The organism is Serratia sp. JSRIV002, from assembly GCF_019968725.1.
Taxonomy (GTDB): domain Bacteria; phylum Pseudomonadota; class Gammaproteobacteria; order Enterobacterales; family Enterobacteriaceae; genus Chania; species Chania fonticola_B.
The window spans coordinates 4,386,489-4,403,096 of sequence record NZ_CP074143.1; the positions used below are offsets into that span (position 1 = coordinate 4,386,489).

10 protein-coding genes are annotated in these 16,608 nt (G+C 54.4%); 6 read left to right on the top strand and 4 right to left on the bottom strand.

Annotated features, from left to right (window positions below; translation table 11 throughout):
• Positions 1-2 precede the first annotated feature (2 nt).
• Positions 3-1,655: a phosphate ABC transporter permease PstA gene (gene pstA, locus KGP26_RS20715; protein ID WP_223664559.1), complete on the bottom strand. Its 1,653-nt coding sequence runs from the start codon at positions 1,653-1,655 to the stop codon at positions 3-5.
• On the bottom strand, positions 1,652-3,811 hold the full coding sequence (locus KGP26_RS20720) for an ABC transporter permease subunit (protein ID WP_223536168.1): 2,160 nt from the start codon (positions 3,809-3,811) through the stop codon (positions 1,652-1,654). Before KGP26_RS20720 ends, pstA begins: the two co-directional genes overlap by 4 nt.
• A gap of 255 nt (positions 3,812-4,066) precedes the next feature.
• Here KGP26_RS20720 and ppk1 point away from each other — a divergent pair, with 255 nt between their 5' ends.
• From ppk1 to KGP26_RS20740, 4 genes are all read left to right on the top strand, one after another.
• Entirely contained in the window at positions 4,067-6,130 is a 2,064-nt protein-coding gene (gene ppk1 / locus KGP26_RS20725; protein WP_021807129.1) for a polyphosphate kinase 1, read from the top strand.
• Between the two features lie 10 nt (positions 6,131-6,140).
• The gene (gene ppx, locus KGP26_RS20730) at positions 6,141-7,700 is read left to right on the top strand and encodes an exopolyphosphatase (RefSeq protein WP_223664560.1); all 1,560 of its coding nucleotides are present in this window, start codon (positions 6,141-6,143) and stop codon (positions 7,698-7,700) included.
• Between the two features lie 194 nt (positions 7,701-7,894).
• Positions 7,895-8,986, top strand: a complete 1,092-nt coding sequence (locus tag KGP26_RS20735) for an IS4 family transposase (RefSeq protein ID WP_223664561.1) — start codon at positions 7,895-7,897, stop codon at positions 8,984-8,986.
• Positions 8,987-9,545: 559 nt separating this feature from the next.
• Positions 9,546-10,721, top strand: a complete 1,176-nt coding sequence (locus tag KGP26_RS20740; protein WP_223664515.1) for an IS4 family transposase — start codon at positions 9,546-9,548, stop codon at positions 10,719-10,721.
• 51 nt (positions 10,722-10,772) lie between these two features.
• On the opposite strand, the gene KGP26_RS20745 is transcribed toward KGP26_RS20740, so the two are convergent.
• Positions 10,773-11,732, bottom strand: a complete 960-nt coding sequence (locus KGP26_RS20745) for an IS110 family transposase (RefSeq protein ID WP_059199085.1) — start codon at positions 11,730-11,732, stop codon at positions 10,773-10,775.
• A gap of 252 nt (positions 11,733-11,984) precedes the next feature.
• Positions 11,985-14,231 carry an EAL domain-containing protein gene (locus tag KGP26_RS20750; protein ID WP_021807131.1) on the bottom strand — a complete coding sequence of 749 codons (2,247 nt, stop codon included), beginning with the start codon at positions 14,229-14,231 and terminating at the stop codon, positions 11,985-11,987.
• 527 nt (positions 14,232-14,758) lie between these two features.
• Here KGP26_RS20750 and KGP26_RS20755 point away from each other — a divergent pair.
• The gene (locus KGP26_RS20755) at positions 14,759-14,926 is read left to right on the top strand and encodes a YfgG family protein (RefSeq protein WP_065686557.1); all 168 of its coding nucleotides are present in this window, start codon (positions 14,759-14,761) and stop codon (positions 14,924-14,926) included.
• A 165-nt stretch (positions 14,927-15,091) separates the two neighbouring features.
• Positions 15,092-16,525 carry a magnesium transporter gene (mgtE, locus tag KGP26_RS20760; RefSeq protein ID WP_021178779.1) on the top strand — a complete coding sequence of 478 codons (1,434 nt, stop codon included), beginning with the start codon at positions 15,092-15,094 and terminating at the stop codon, positions 16,523-16,525.
• The last annotated feature ends 83 nt before the right edge of the window (positions 16,526-16,608 follow it).

The window sequence follows — 16,608 nt, forward strand, 5'->3', positions numbered from 1 at the left end:
AGTTACTGCGACCATGCTTTATACCGTTCCCTTAGCGAATGCCGGATGCCCATTGCCGTCAGATTCAACCCAACAACAATTAACACCAGCAGGAATGCCGTGGCAAACACCAGTGGCCGCGCCGCTTCTACGCTAGGGCTCTGAAACGCCATATCGTAAATCTGGAAGCTCAGGTGCATGAATTTACGTTCCAGGTGCAAATAGGGGAAAATATCGTCCACCGGCAGCACCGGTACCGATTTCACCACGCCAACCAGCATAAGCGGTGCCGTTTCCCCCGCCGCTCGTGCTACGGCCAGGATCAGGCCGGTCATCATCGCCGGTGCCGCCATCGGCAGCACGATCCGCCAGAGCGTTTCCGCCCGGGTGGCTCCCAGAGCCAAAGACCCCTGGCGCAACGAAACGGGAATACGCGACAACCCTTCTTCAGTGGCAACAATCACCACCGGCAAGGTCAGCAATGCCAGGGTCAAGGCGGCCCACAGCACGCCCGGTGTGCCGAACGTCGGGTTCGGCAAGGAATCGGCGTAAAACAGCCGATCGAGCGAGCCCCCCACCATATAGACAAAGAACCCCAGACCAAATACCCCGTAGACGATCGACGGCACCCCCGCCAGATTCACTACCGAGATGCGGATCAGCCGCGTCAGCAAATTATTACCGGCATACTCGTGCAGATAGACGGCGGCAATCACGCCAAAAGGCATCACCACGATCGACATCAGGATCACCATCAACACGGTACCAAAGATCGCCGGGAACACGCCCCCTTCGGTATTGGCTTCTCGTGGGCTGTCGGTCAGGAATTTTTGTACTTGCTTGGTCCAATGCGCCAGCTTCTGCCCGCTGCTCATGTCATTGGGATACCAGGCATCGCGCACCTGGCTCAGGGCAATGGTGTGAACCTGCCCGTGCATGTCGCGCAGCAGCAAGGCATCACGCTGGCGATCGCGTTCCAACCCTTGCAGTTTGCCTGCAAGCTGGCGGTATTGGCGTTGCAACTCCTGCCGTTCGGCACGGATAGAGGCTTGCCAACGTGCATCCAGCTTATTCTCACGCTGCAGGCTCTTTTCATGCAGGCGCAAATGTTCAAACTGTTCGTTAATCCGCGCCATGTCGCGGAACTGAATATCACGCGCCTGTCGCGTCAGCGCCGCAATCTGCGGCAAGCGCTGTTGCAACGCCTGGCTCAGATCGCTGCCGGTCAACGGTTGGCCATCCTCCAGTAAACCAGCCAGGTAGCCGTAGGCGGTGCCGTTGCTGTTACGCTCCAACACTAATAAATCGCGTGGGGTGGTCATTCTACCGACGTCACTGGCCAGCAAAGTACGGAAATCCTGCCCTTCGCTTTCCCGGTTTCCCACTTTGATCAGGTAGCGGATAAAGCTATGCGCTTCCCCTGGTGGCAACGCAACACCGGCGTCTTGCAATTGCTGGCGCGAGATCGTCTGCCGTTGATACAGCTCCCCCACGATCGTTACCGGGCCTGCGGCCGTCTGATTCAGCTCGAACTGATAGACCGGGCTAGGCCAGAAATAACGCGTCCCCTGCCCGGCCAGCAGCAGTAAAATGCCGATCAGCGCCAGCAGGCTGATGGCCACCGATGCCGCCGTCAGCCAAATCCACGGGGAGCCGCTTTTCACCCAGCTTCTCATGGTGTCTCCTGGTTCAGCGTATAGCGCTTACGCAAGCGTAAGCGTACCGCCTCCGCCAGCGTGTTAAACACAAAGGTAAAGATAAACAGCACCAGCGCAGTCAGGAACAGCACCCGATAATGGCTACTGCCCGTGACGGCCTCTGGCATTTCGATCGCGATATTGGCCGCCATCGCCCGTAAGCCCTGGAACAGGCTGCCGTCGATCAGCGGCGTGTTGCCGGTGGCCATCAGCACGATCATGGTTTCCCCCACCGCACGGCCAAAACCGATCATCAGCGCAGAGAAAATACCGGCGCTGGCGGAAGGCAACACTACGCGCAACACGGTTTGCCACTGGGTAGCCCCCAGGGCCAATGACCCCCGGCTAAGCGAGGCAGGCACGCTGAACAACGCATCCTCTGCCAGCGAAAAGATAATCGGCACCAGTGCGAAGCCCATCGCCACGCCCACCACCAACGTATTGCGCTGGTCGAAGTCCTCGCCCAACCAGAAATGCAGCGGCTCACCAAACAGCTTAAGCTCCAGCCAAGGCCCTACGGCAAGCGCCAGCCAAACCGTTAGCACCACTACAGGTAACAGCAACAGTAAATCCCAACCCGGTGACCAAGGCCGCGTCGTAAATCGGTTAACCAGCCAACTGCATAACAGCACGACCCCGGCCAACAGGAACGGCAAGGCCAACACGGCCAGCAGATAACGCTCGATCATCGGCGCCAGCCAGATACCGGCCACCAGCCCAATCACCACCGTTGGTAACGCGCCCATCACCTCGACCGCCGGTTTGACGACCCGCCTTAACCCTGCCGACATAAAGCAGGCGGTATAGATCGCCCCGGCCAGCGCCAGCGGGATGGCGAATAACATGGAGTACGCTGCCGCCTTGAAGGTGCCAAAGATCACCGGCATCAGGCTGAATTTAGCCTGGTAGCTATCTTCACCCGAAGTGGATTGCCACACATACGCCGGTTCAGGGTAGTTCTCATACCACAGCCGCTGCCACAGGGAACGCCAGGTGACGTCTGGATAGAGATTATCCACGGCGTAATGCTGCCAACCCTGGGCAGTTTCCAGCAACAGACCGTCGCCACGTGGGGCAAACGCCATCTGTTGTACGTTGACGGGGAGCTTGTCCTTCAGCAACGGCTTGGACTGGATACTGGAAAACAAGGCGAACTCGCCCTGCGGCTGCAAGGTTGCGAATACCCGCCGATATGGCTCGGCGACCAACAACTCCTGCGTGGTAGTCTGATGGGCAAATTGCTGTATCGGTGCTAACTGATAGCGCTGGTTTTTCTCCACGTCAAACCATTCACGCAGGCTACCGTCGCCAGCCTGGATCAATAATGCGCTCCCCCCCGGCAACGCCGTCAGACGGTAGGGAGGATGTTCACCCAGGGTTCGCGTCTCTCGCAGCTGCGGCTGTGCCCCTTCAATCTGATAACGGGCCAGTTGGTTGCCGGTTAACAGATAGAGCTGGCGGCCATCCGGCGTTAGCAACAGTTGTTGTGGCACGTCGGTCAAAGGGATTTCCGTGGGTTGGCCCTGAAGCGTCGGGCTGAAACGCCCAAACAGCAGCCGGTTATCGTCCGTTACCGCCGCCAGCAGGAAGTTGCCCCGGCGGACTTGCGCCAGGCTTAGCAATGTCAGTGCTTGCCCATGGGGATCAAACGCCAAAGGCTCCTGCCCCAGCGGAAAACGCCACTGCGGTTCACCACCGCCCGACGGTGCAAAATCGGCCTGGGCAACTATCAATCGGCCATCCGCCCGTGCCAGGGCAAACAGGTCACGCTCTCCAACCGCATGAGCCAATAATGTTGGCTGGCTCAATAGCGTTTGCTGTATAGGAGTATTGTTCGGTGCCTGCAACGGATAAAAATGCCCTTCCCCCTGGCGATCGATGCGATAACCAATACGCTGCTGTACGTCCATCCCGATAGCCAGCGCCGGGGAGCTGTAGCTCATTGGCAATACGCGTGAAGTGCCTAGCGAGGCCGGTTTGAACAGCGGTAAAACCGAAAGCAATAGATAGACAAAGATCAGCATCAGCGTCATCAATACCAGCAGCCCGCTGACGGTCACGGCTCCTTGTACGCCACGATCAACGTGCGCACGCAGGCGATCCCGGGGATGTTGGTTAAGCGTTGTCTGTGCCATTTGCCTGTCGTCGGTTCCGTTGTCGGGCTTGCACCCAAAGATAACCGGGCATCTTATGTCAGTTTTGTGACGTTTGCATGACAAAGTTGCCGGGAGCCATGCTGGAGGAATAACAATTTGCGGCGGGCAATACGGCGGGATAACTCCTCAGATATGTTGGACATTGTTGTCAATCTCTCGCAATAATGAAGAAGGACACTAGAGCGGTATTCGGCGATAAGTCCGATCCTTTTCTAAAATTGAACTGGAGTAGCAATGGGTCAGGAAAAGCTCTACATCGATAAAGAATTAAGCTGGTTATCCTTTAATGAGCGCGTGTTGCAGGAAGCCGCAGATAAGAGCAATCCCTTGATTGAGCGCATGCGATTTCTGGGCATTTACTCCAATAACCTGGATGAATTCTATAAAGTCCGCTTTGCCGATCTGAAACGGCGCATCTTGATCAGCGAAGAACAGGGTTCAGGTGGCGCGTCACGTCATTTGCTGAAAAAAATTCAGGCCAAGGTGCTGAAGACCGATCAGGAGTTCGACAGCCTGTACAACGATCTGCTGCTGGAGATGGCGCGCAACCAGATCTTCCTGATCAACGAGCGTCAGGTGTCGGAGAACCAGCAAATCTGGCTGCGGCAATACTTCAAGCATCATTTGCGCCAGCACATCACGCCGATCCTGATCAATCACGACACCAATCTGGTGCAGTTCCTGAAGGACGATTACACCTATCTGGCGGTGGAGATCATTCGCGGTACGCGCATCGATTATGCGTTACTGGAAATTCCTTCCGACAAAGTGCCCCGCTTCGTCAATCTGCCGCCGGAAGCCCCCCGCAGACGCAAGCCGATGATCCTGCTGGACAACATCCTGCGCTATTGCCTGGACGACATCTTCAAGGGCTTCTTCGACTATGACGCGCTCAACGCCTATTCGATGAAAATGACGCGCGATGCAGAATACGATCTGGTGACCGAAATGGAATCCAGCCTGTTGGAACTCATGTCGTCGAGCCTGAAACAACGCCTGACCGCTGAGCCGGTACGCTTTGTGTATCAGCGCGATATGCCCAACGAGATGGTGGAGTTGCTGCGTAACAAGCTGGGGATATCCAACTACGACTCGGTGATCGCCGGTGGCCGCTACCACAATTTTAAAGACTTCATCAGTTTCCCGAACGTCGGCAAGGCCAATCTGGTCAACCGCCCGCTACCGCGTCTGCGGCATATCTGGTTCGATAAATTCCGCAACGGCTTCGATGCCATCCGCGAAAAAGACGTGCTGCTGTACTACCCGTACCACACCTTCGAACACGTGCTGGAGCTGCTGCGTCAGGCATCGTTCGATCCCAGCGTGCTGGCGATAAAAATCAATATCTATCGGGTAGCCAAAGACTCACGCATTATCGAATCGATGATCCATGCGGCGCATAACGGCAAGAAAGTGACCGTGGTAGTCGAGCTACAGGCACGCTTCGACGAAGAGGCCAACATCCACTGGGCCAAACGCTTGACCGAGGCCGGGGTGCACGTGATCTTCTCCGCTCCGGGGCTGAAAATTCACGCCAAACTATTCCTGATCTCGCGCCGTGAAGGCGACGATATTGTGCGCTATGCTCATATTGGTACCGGCAACTTTAACGAAAAAACCGCCCGTATCTACACCGACTACTCGCTGCTGACCGCCGATTCGCGCATCACTAACGAAGTACGCCGGGTATTCAATTTTATTGAAAATCCGTACCGGCCGGTCTCCTTCGACAACCTGATGGTTTCGCCGCAGAACTCCCGCCGCATGCTGTACGATCTGATCGATCGGGAAATTGCCAACGCATTAGCCGGTGAAAACGCCGCTATTATGTTGAAAATAAATAATCTGGTGGATAAAGGGCTGGTAGATCGGTTATATACCGCTGCTGCCGCCGGCGTGAAAATCCGTCTGTTGGTGCGCGGCATGTGTTCGCTGATCCCCAACCTGCCGGGAATTAGTGACAATATTCAGGTTATCAGCATCGTCGACCGTTATCTGGAACACGATCGGGTATACGTTTTCGAAAACAAAGGTGACAAACGGGTTTACCTCTCTTCCGCCGACTGGATGACCCGTAACATAGATTACCGTATCGAAGTGGCTGTATCGCTGCTGGATCCGGCGCTCAAACAGCGCGTTCTGGACATTCTGGAGCTGCTGTTTAGCGATACGGTCAAGGCCCGCTATATCGATAAAGAACTGAGCAACCAGTATGTACCGCGTGGCAATCGCCGTAAGGTCCGTGCACAGGTGGCCATTTATGAGTATTTAAAAGCTCTGGAACAACCGGACAACTAGGCCAGCCACTATGCCGCTAAAAAGCACTGTAACCAATAATAAGCCACAGGAAATCGCTGCCATCGATCTTGGCTCGAACAGTTTCCATATGGTGATCGCCCGCGTCGTTAACGGCGCCTTACAGGTGTTAGGCCGTTTAAAACAGCGGGTACACCTTGCCGATGGATTGGATAGCAACAACGTGCTCAGTGAAGAAGCCATGGAGCGGGGCTTGGCCTGCCTGGCGCTGTTCGCCGAGCGATTACAGGGGTTCCCAGCGGATAACGTCACCATCGTGGGTACCCACACCCTGCGTCAGGCGGTGAATGCCGAAGTGTTCCTCAAGCGGGCGGAAAAAGTGATCCCTTATCCGATCGAAATCATCGCCGGGCAGGAAGAGGCCCGTCTGATTTTTATGGGGGTCGAGCATACTCAGCCGGAAAAAGGCCGCAAGCTGGTGATCGACATCGGCGGTGGCTCTACCGAACTGGTGATCGGGGAGGATTTCGAGCCTCTGCTGGCAGAGAGCCGCCGCATGGGCTGCGTGAGCTTTGCCCACCTGTTCTTCCCTGAAGGGGAGATCAGCAAAACCAACTTTAAACGAGCACGCCTGGCCGCCGCACAAAAATTGGAAACCCTGGCCTGGCAATACCGCATCCAGGGCTGGCAATATGCCTTGGGGGCATCTGGCACCATCAAGGCCGCTCACGAAGTTTTGGTGGCCATGGGTGAAAAAGACGGTTTGATTACCCTTGAACGGCTGGAGTTGCTGGTTGAGCAAGTGGTGCAGTTTAAAAACTTCAGCGCCCTGAGCCTGCCGGGCCTGTCGGAAGATCGCCAATCGGTATTTGTGCCGGGGCTGGCGATCCTGTGTGGGGTATTTGATGCGCTGGCAATCCGCGATCTGCGTCTGTCCGACGGTGCCCTGCGCGAAGGCGTGTTGTATGAAATGGAGGGCCGCTTCCGCCACCAGGATATTCGCAGCCGCACGGCCAAAAGTCTGGCCGATCACTATAATATTGACCGCGAGCAGGCCAAGCGCGTGCTCGAAACCACCGAGCTGTTGTACGCTCAGTGGATGGCGCAAAACACCAAGCTGGTGCAGCCACAGTTGGAAGCGCTGCTGAAATGGGCCGCCATGCTGCATGAGGTGGGGCTGAGCATCAACCACAGCGGTATGCACCGCCACTCCGCCTATATTCTGCAAAATACCAACCTGCCAGGCTTCAACCAGGAGCAGCAGTTGCTGCTGTCGGCGCTGGTGCGTTTCCAGCGTAAAGCGATCAAGCTCGAAGAGTTACCCCGCTTGAACCTGTTCAAGAAGAAGTACTATCTGCCGCTGATCCAGCTGTTACGCCTGAGCACCCTGCTTAACAATCAGCGTCAGGCCACCACCACGCCGGAAACCCTGCGCCTGGTCACGGATGACAATCACTGGACGCTGCGCTTCCCGGCGGGCTATCTGTCGCAGAACAACCTGGTACAGCTCGATTTTGAGCGTGAGCAGGAATACTGGAATGACGTGGTTGGCTGGAAACTGGTGATAGAAGAAGAAGGCGAGCAGGACGCAGACGCAAAACCTGCCGCGTAACCCCTCACCCCAACCCTCTCCCACAGGGCTGAGGTATCCCCAGAAAAAAATGAAAGGCACGATGAAGTGTGATCTACTGGTTGCGCTAACAAAACAGAAGAGACCTCATCGTGCCTTTACAAACAGTTTGCCAGAAATTTTTCTCCGCGTCTTTACGTGGTATCCATTCCTTTCGTATTAAGGGACTTACAGATATGGCCGCTGCACTCTGCAACGGCGCTGACCTGACGCTAACCAGCATCGGCCGCATGCTTCCAGGTAAGGCCCACGTCAAAAATAAAATCAAGCGAGCCGATCGAACCCTCGGTAATACCGCTCTTCATCGCGACCTGCCTCGCATCCAGCAACTGCTTACCGGTGCTATCACATCATTGATGCCGTTCTGCGTTATTGCTGTCGACTGGACTGGATGGCACGACAAAAACTGGCACTTGTTGCGAGCCAGCTTGATCTGTAATGGCCGTTCACTGCCGCTGATGAGCGAAGTCGTGCCTGCCAAACTGGCACAAAACAGTCAGGTACAGTGCGCCTTCCTTGACCGCCTGCACGCGGCCATTCCCGCTGGAAAGTCCGTCACGATAATCACGGATGCAGGCTTCAGAACTGACTGGTTCAGGCATATAAGCCAACTGGGTTGGTTTTTTACGGGCAGGGTCAAAGGTGTTATCTGCTTCCGTCCTGAAGGAAGCAAACACTGGATGAAAGTCAGTGAACTTCAGGCAGAAGCCAGCCCCCGGAAAGTCGGCAATGGTGTGCTTGCGCGTAAACCCAAACTCCCTTGCGGTGGCAGCCTTTATCTGCAAAAGCGTCCATCGGCAGGGCGGCATGGAAAAGGGACTGAGTCAAAAACAGAAAAAGAACATAGAAAAAGCGCGCAGGAACCGTGGCTACTGTTCAGCAACGTGGAAGGTCTGGAGCCCGCTCAGATAATGACACTCTATAGCCGTCGGATGCAGATAGAGCAAAACTTCCGCGATGAAAAGAGTCACCGCTTCGGGTATGGGATGAGGTATGGGCGGAGTCAGGGTAAAGGACGCCTGGAGGTGCTGAGTGTAGTGGCGGCCATGGCGAGCCTGGTGATGTGGCTGACGGGGTATATGGCAGAAAAGAAACAACTCCATCGCCATTATCAGGCCAATACGGTGAAAGACAGGAGAGTCCTGTCATATCTGAGGCTTGCCTGGGAGATATTACGAGACCGCCCCATAATAGTGAGAAGGATAAAAATAGTTAATGCGCTGAAAATATTAGGAAAGGAGTACAGTAATATGGTCATGGGATGTTGACCATATTACTGGGGATCACTCAGCCCACAGGGAGAGGGAGCTGACCGGAGTGCTTGGTTGGCCTGTGCTGCTTCGGTAAATACGGAGTAAGAAGAACGAAGATGGAGCATGGCGCAGAAAAATCAGCGTACTCGCCCGGTCCCCCCTCTCCCTGTACTAGAGGGAGCTGACCGGAGTGCTGTAAATACGGAGTAAGAAGAACAAAGATGGAGCATGGCGCAGAAAAATCAGCGTACTCGATCGTCTCTCATCCAAGATGAATCACTACAATTTCAACCACGCTCGATCGGTTCCCTCTCCCTGTACTAGAGGGAGCTGACCGGAGTGCTTGGTTGGCCTGTGCTGCTTCGGTAAATACGGAGTAAGAAGAACGAGGATGGTGTACGGCGCAGAAAAATCAGCGTACTCGATCGTCTCTCATCCAAGATGAATCACTACAATTTCAACCACGCTCGATCGGTTCCCTCTCCCTGTGGGCTGAGGAATCCCCACAAAAAAATGAAAGGCACGATGAAGTGTGATCTACTGGTTGCGCTAACAAAACAGAAGAGACCTCATCGTGCCTTTACAAACAGTTTGCCAGAAATTTTTCTCCGCGTCTTTACGTGGTATTCATTCCTTTCGGATCAATGTACTTATCTCTATGGCCATTGCACTTTGCAACGGCGCTGACTTGACGCTAACCAGTCTCGGCCGTTCGCTTCCAGGCAGAGCTCACGTCAAAAATAAAATTAAACGTGTCGATCGGGCCCTCGGTAATACCGCTATTCATCACGAGCTTCCCCTTATTCAACAGATGATTACGCGGTCTATCACCTCACTGATGCCGTTCTGCGTTATTGCTGTCGACTGGAGCGGATGGCATGACAAAAACTGGCATCTGTTGCGAGCAAGCCTAGTCTGTAATGGCCGTTCCCTCCCTCTGATGAGCGAAGTGGTGCCCGCCTGGCTGGCACAAAACAGCCAGGTTCAGTGCGCCTTCCTTGACCGTCTCCACGGGGCCATTCCCGACGGAAAACCCGTCACAATAATCACGGATGCGGGCTTCAGAACTGACTGGTTCAGGCACATAAGCCAACTGGGCTGGTGTTTTACGGGCAGGGTCAGAGGGCTCGTCTGCTTCCAGTTGGAAGGAAGCACCCGCTGGATGAAAATCAGTGACTTGCAGGCGGAGAGCACTCCCATAAAAGTCGGTTACGGTGTACTTGCTCGTAAGCCGAGGGAGCCTTGTTACGGTAGCTTTTATCTGCAAAAGCGCCCATCGGCGGGACGTCACGGAAAAGGCAGACGGTCAAAAACGGAGAAAGAGCATCGAAGTAGCGCTCAGGAACCGTGGTTGCTGTTCAGTAATGTTGAAGGCCTGGAGCCTCATCAGATAATGACCCTCTACAGTCGTCGGATGCAGATAGAGCAGAACTTCCGCGACGAAAAAAGTCCGCGCTTCGGATATGGGCTGAGACTAAGCCGCAGCCAGGGCTGGGGTCGCCTGGCGGTTCTGAGTGTAGTGGCAGCGATGGCCAGCCTGGTGATGTGGCTGACGGGGTATATGGCGGAAAAGAAACAACTTCATCGGCATTATCAGGCAAATAGTGAGAAAGGGAGACGGATCCTGTCGTATCTGAGGCTTGCTGGTGAGGTCCTGAGAGACAGAGCGGGAATAGTGAGACGGATGAATATAGTTAATATGCTGAAAAAGTTAGGGAATGAGTACAGTAATATGGTCATGGGATGCTGACCATATTACTGGGGATCACTCAGCCCTGTGGGAGAGATACCGTCTTGTCGGCTATCCGGCAAGCGGTATTTCCGCATTAAATGTCTTTCCTGATTTCACCACACCATAGGCCAGTTGCAGCAACTTTCGCATCGCCGCACACACTCTTTCTTTGCCCGACTTCCCACGCAACTTTAGCCTTTCTGTTAAGTCTTTAACCACAACATTGTATTGGCCTGCCACTACCGCGGGCATGTATAACGCACTTCGCAGCTCACCGTGCCCCACTTTCGATAACCGGCTTTTCCCTTTAAACATCCCCGACTCACATCGCTGTGGATTCAGTCCTGCGTACGCTACCAGGGCCTTGCTGCTGGTGAACCGACGCAGGTTTCCTGCGAAGGCCAGCAGGCTGGAGCTCAGCATCTCTCCCACTCCAGGGATACTTTTTAGCAACTCGCTGTCCCGTTTCAGGTCAGGGTTATCATCGATGTGCTGACTGATTTTCTTTTTCGTTTCTCGTATCAGTTCATCCAACGTGGCGATGTGCTCATTGAGTGAAGGGACGATGACTGCTTCGGCCACCTCCAGGCGATTTTCTTCCATCTGACGCATCTCTTCCAGGTTCTTAAGATGCCTGACCAACGCGGTCAACTGGCGCTCGCTCAACGGGGCTGGGAACCACGGGGCAGGCTGATGCAGTGCGCAGTAGCGGGCTATCATCGCTGCATCGCTTTTGTCCGTTTTGTTCCGGGCCAGTTCTGTATTGCCGAAGGAATGGATACACGCCGGGTTCATCAGACTGACGTGGTAGTTGTTGTCTGCCAGATAAGTGGCCAGTTCCGTGCTGTAGCTCCCGGTGGCTTCCATACAGACATGACAGTCGCCAAAGCGGCTCAACCAGGCTGCGAACTCGCGGCATCCAGAAGGGGTATTGGCAAACTTTTTGGTTTTATACTTCTGATTGTCCAGCAGTACGGCGACATCAAATTTGTGTTTAGCGATATCAACGCCGACAGGGGTTCTACGCATTATGGCACTCCATAACCATGTCTGAAATTTATCGCCGGACCATCCTTATATGTAGGTGCTCATAGGCACAGGATACCGTTCGGTCTACAAGGCGACAGGGAAATAGACAGCCGGGGCACAATCTCTCCCACGGGCTCATAGGCACTAGGGTTAGGGGGAGCTCACCGGCTATCTCCCGATGATCAGTCGGGGATCTTCTCCGCTAAGGCGGAGAAGATCAAGACATAAGGGTTAGGGTGAGGGGCCACGTTCTCAGTCAGACTCTTCGTCTTCCGGTTGTGCCTCCATCGGCACTAGAGACGCCAACAATTGAGGTTTGCCGATAAAGTAGCCCTGCATATAATCCACGCCGAGGCTTTTAAGCGCATCGCGCTGCTCGGGCGACTCAACATATTCCGCCACAATCGACAACCTTCTCATCAGCGCCACCTTGCAGATTGACGCAATGATCTGGTAATCCACTTTGCTGGTCAGCATATCCTGCACAAAACTGCCGTCGATCTTCAAGATATCGACATGCAGCTCCTTCAGTCGATCGTAGGTGGCATAGCCGGTGCCAAAATCATCCAGGGCAATACGGCAACCTAACTGACGCAGCTCTTTCAGCGAATTTTTGGCATATTTCACATCCTGCACCAGATGAGACTCCGTCACTTCCAACACCAGTTGATAAGGCTCAATCTGGTATTGCCGCAAGGCATCGCGCACGTCTTGGCACAGGCTTGGGCGACACAGCGAGGACGGTGACAGATTCACGGCAAAGCGCGCGCTAGGCATACCTTCGCGATAGAGCTCCATAAACTGCAAGGTTTGGCGCAGTACCCACATATCCAACTGGTAAGCCAACCCGAATTCATGCACCACCGGCAGGAATTCGTTGGGAGGAATAACGTTCCCTTCATCATCCAGCATACGCAGCAGGATCTCATGGTAAGAATCGCCGCGAACCCCGACAATCGGTTGAGCCATCAACATGAAACCGTCATTATCCAGCGAGCGTTGTACCCAGTGTAACAAGGCGACCTTGCGCTTGATTTCATCCTGAACCACATGATGATCGTTCTGCACGTTTTCAGGCCGGCCACTGGTCAGAGACATTTCCGCCAACGAGCTCAATTCCCCCAGTAACAGATGCAGGTGTTCCACTTCCGAATAGACTCCACAGTAGCTAATTCCCAGCGGTGGATGGATTGGCAGACCGTTCCACACCAGACGAAACTTCTCCAGCGTGCTGTGGATTTTGGCCACCCGGGCCTCACCGTCGGAACCGTTGAGCCGCAGCACCAGATCGTACCCCGGCAGGTGATAGACGTCCTCCCCTTCCTCCAGCACCGTGCGCAGGCTGCTCGCCAGCTTCTGTTTGAACCGGATGCGCAACTGCATGCCATAGTTACGGCTGAGCAAATCCAGCTCGGAAATCCGCAGGAAACACAGCGTCGAACGCGGCACCTTGGCCAGATCGCGCTTCAATGCACGCAGGTTGGGTAAGCCGATGACCGGATCTTTTAACGAGGCGCTTTGCGCCTTCGCATGGTCCATCCGCTGGCGAGTATGCACCGCAGATGTCAGCAAAATACTGAGGGTGAACGCCAGCATCATTGACGAGATCATGGTCAGGTTATGCAGCAGGCTGTCCCATTGCACATAACCCGGATAGTTAAAGAACAGCACCAGAAGGGTTGCCGCCCAGATAATACAGTTGAACAGGTAGCCAAAGCGCATGGCGCTATACAGCATTACTGGCAATAACAGCGTCAGGCTGTAGTCGGGCACCTGCATGGCATTGGTATCAGCCGTGTGGTAGGCAAGTACCACGACCAAGGCAAGCAGCACCACGACCCACAGCTGCAGCTCACTTTTTTTAACCGATGGCGCCATCTCACGACGGATCCTTCCCAGCAGTACGCGAGCAAACTTGGGGTTCTTAATGATCCGTAAGACGAAATAGAACAGTTGCATGGAGGACAGGCAGCCAATCAGAATGGCCTGAAAGTTTATCAGTGCATGCAGGTGATTACCGCTTCCGGAAAGCATGCCGAGTTCGTCCGGCAACAAATCGAGGCCGATAACCAGCTGTAAACCAAAAATAAACAGCACTGGCGGCATCAGCACCAGCCAGATCAGCCGGTGTTTACCCAGCTTCAACTCGGTGAGTCCCACACACCAGTGGCGCTGCGACTGGCAGCGATAGCCCCACCAGCAAATGCTCAGACATCCCACATACAGCAACGTCATGATCACGTCGACTTCGCTGCCGCCGGCGCGGTTGGAATAGCGGATAAGAATAGCCAAAGCGATGCCAGGCATGGCACGCCAGTCATAAACCATCAGCAAAGAAAAGCAGACCACTAGCGGTAGATAAACCAGATACACTTTGCCATCAGGCAGCATCAGGCGCGGCGATAGCCAGCCTGCAAGCGGCACCAGCAGTAGGCTCAGCACGATAGGCTGCCCCCACCAACGGTCACGTAAATTATTCCAGAACTTTAAAATACCCATCAAGACACAGTATCCGCTAAGGCGTGATTCACTTCGTCGCTTAAGCGTTTTAAATCGCAGAGAAAGCAGGATCCGATCCCACCACAGAACCATTCGGGGAGCAAGCTGAGACATACGGTTCCAGCATCAAGAATGGCTGTGAATTCTATTCTCTGCGATAGCTTAAGATTTGACCACGATCAATTAATAGAGAAAAGGCTAATAAAAATCCATATGACACGTCATAGGCCGATAATAACCTATTAATACACAACAAAAAATCAGACAAAATCTATATCCCGTGCATTTCGAGTAACCACTTAAAAAGTGGTGGACATAAACCCCAGCTAAATTGCTCGATCAAACGCACGGAAATAAATGGACATCTTTTGTCATCAGAGCCTAGAATTCCATTTACAATTTAAATCAATGTTAGTCATGGCAGGCATGTGTCAAACAACAGTAATCGCCACCATCATTTTCCAGCGGCAGCCCCAACAGGGTGCTTGAACAATGCCAATGGGAAAAACCGACGGGCTCAATGAACCATGAGAAAGACCACAACCGGGCGCATGACCAAAGTCGTGCTGCTGATCAGTTTCATCATTCTAGTCGGTCGCCTGCTGTATGCCGCCATTGCCGCTATTCCCCATCATCAGGAAAAAAGATCGCTGCCTGAACCGCAGACCCAGGAAGCCCGCGTGGATAATCGGTGATTATCTTGCCCTACCAAGCGACCATCACCCTGAGTCACTGGCACGCCAAAGCTGCTGACCCTGCACCATCAGATTGATAAAAATCACGCCAACTGCCGCTATGCTCTATCTTTTAAAGATAGTCTAAAAGGAACCCGGTGTGCCAAGTCAGCGTTAAGGAATTCCATGTCCGCCGCAACACATAACGTCAAAAAAGTCGCTGAGTATCGTCAGCGCATCCTAAGCCTACTGTTAAATAATACCCCTTTGGTTGACGGCATTCTTGGCCGCTCAGGGGATGAAAAGCAACTCAGCGAAGGCGAACTGCTTAATCATACCGCCGAAATCACCCACTTGCTGCAAGATATGCACGCCGCTGACCTGGCGGACCTGCTAGAAGCGCTGCCACAAGATGAACGCCTGGCGCTGTGGCGGCTGGTGGATAACAACAAGCGCGGCCAAACCCTGGTAGAAGTTGCCGAACCCGTCTGGGATAGCCTGATCGAAGAGATGAGCGATAAAGACCTGCTCAAGGCGATCAAAACCCTGGATGTCGATGAACAGGCCTATCTGGCGCAATACCTGCCACGTAACCTGATGGGCCGCCTGCTGACCTCACTGGAGCCAGAGCAGCGTGAGCAGGTGCGCGAGATGGTCCATTACGGTAAGGATACCGTCGGCTGGATGATGGACTTTGAACTGGTCTCGGTACGCCCTGATGTCTCTTTGGGGGCCGTACACCGCTTCCTGCGTCAACGCAAAACCATCCCGGACGCCACCGATAAGCTGTTCGTCACCGACCGCAAAAATACCCTGTTAGGCGAGCTGCCGCTGACCGCGATCCTGCTTAACGATCCGCAAACCCCGGTGTTTAAGGTGATGGATAGCGATCCCACCACCTTCCAGCCGGAAGACAAAGCCGAAGCGGCGGCCAGCGCGTTCGAACGTTATGACCTGATCAGCGCCCCGGTGATCGATGCCAAAGGCAAACTGATGGGGCGGTTAACCATCGAAGAGATCGTTGACGTGGTTAACGAAGAAAGCGACACCACTCTGCGTCGCATGGGCGGGTTAAGCCCGGAAGAAGACGTGTTTGCCCCGGTCAGCAAGGCAGTGAAAACCCGTTGGGCCTGGCTGGCCATCAACCTCTGTACCGCCTTTATCGCCTCCAGGGTCATTGGCCTGTTTGAACACACCATTTCACAATTGGTGGCGCTGGCCGCCTTGATGCCTATCGTCGCAGGTATCGGCGGCAATACCGGCAACCAGACCATTACCATGATCGTGCGCGCGCTGGCGCTGCATCAGATCGAAGAGGGCAATATTTCACGCCTGTTGTTCAGAGAGCTGGGCGTAGCCATCATCAACGGGATCGTCTGGGGTGGCATCATGGGGCTGGTCACCTATCTGCTGTATGGCGACCTGGCGATGGGGGGCGTGATGACGCTGGCCATGATGCTGAACCTGCTGGTCGCCGCGCTGATGGGGGTGATCATACCGATGACCATGCTCAAACTGGGCCGCGATCCTGCCGTGGGCTCCAGCGTACTGATCACCGCCCTGACCGATACCGGCGGCTTCTTTATCTTCCTGGGGCTGGCGACCGTGTTCCTGCTTTAGTCAGTGTCACCGCTAGCTCGACCAGAGCAAATCGCTGGTTTCCCTTGCGGAGAAAGTGCCGAATCGCAACGGTGTGTCTTGAT

Bases quoted from the DNA above. Each gene is read 5' to 3' on its own strand.
- pstA (WP_223664559.1), bottom strand. From the start codon at position 1,655: ATGAGAAGCTGGGTGAAAAGCGGCTCCCCGTGGATTTGGCTGACGGCG.
- KGP26_RS20720 (WP_223536168.1), bottom strand. From the start codon at position 3,811: ATGGCACAGACAACGCTTAACCAACATCCCCGGGATCGCCTGCGTGCG.
- ppk1 (WP_021807129.1), top strand. From the start codon at position 4,067: ATGGGTCAGGAAAAGCTCTACATCGATAAAGAATTAAGCTGGTTATCC.
- ppx (WP_223664560.1), top strand. From the start codon at position 6,141: ATGCCGCTAAAAAGCACTGTAACCAATAATAAGCCACAGGAAATCGCT.
- KGP26_RS20735 (WP_223664561.1), top strand. From the start codon at position 7,895: ATGGCCGCTGCACTCTGCAACGGCGCTGACCTGACGCTAACCAGCATC.
- KGP26_RS20745 (WP_059199085.1), bottom strand. From the start codon at position 11,732: ATGCGTAGAACCCCTGTCGGCGTTGATATCGCTAAACACAAATTTGAT.
- KGP26_RS20750 (WP_021807131.1), bottom strand. From the start codon at position 14,231: ATGGGTATTTTAAAGTTCTGGAATAATTTACGTGACCGTTGGTGGGGG.
- KGP26_RS20755 (WP_065686557.1), top strand. From the start codon at position 14,759: ATGAGAAAGACCACAACCGGGCGCATGACCAAAGTCGTGCTGCTGATC.
- mgtE (WP_021178779.1), top strand. From the start codon at position 15,092: ATGTCCGCCGCAACACATAACGTCAAAAAAGTCGCTGAGTATCGTCAG.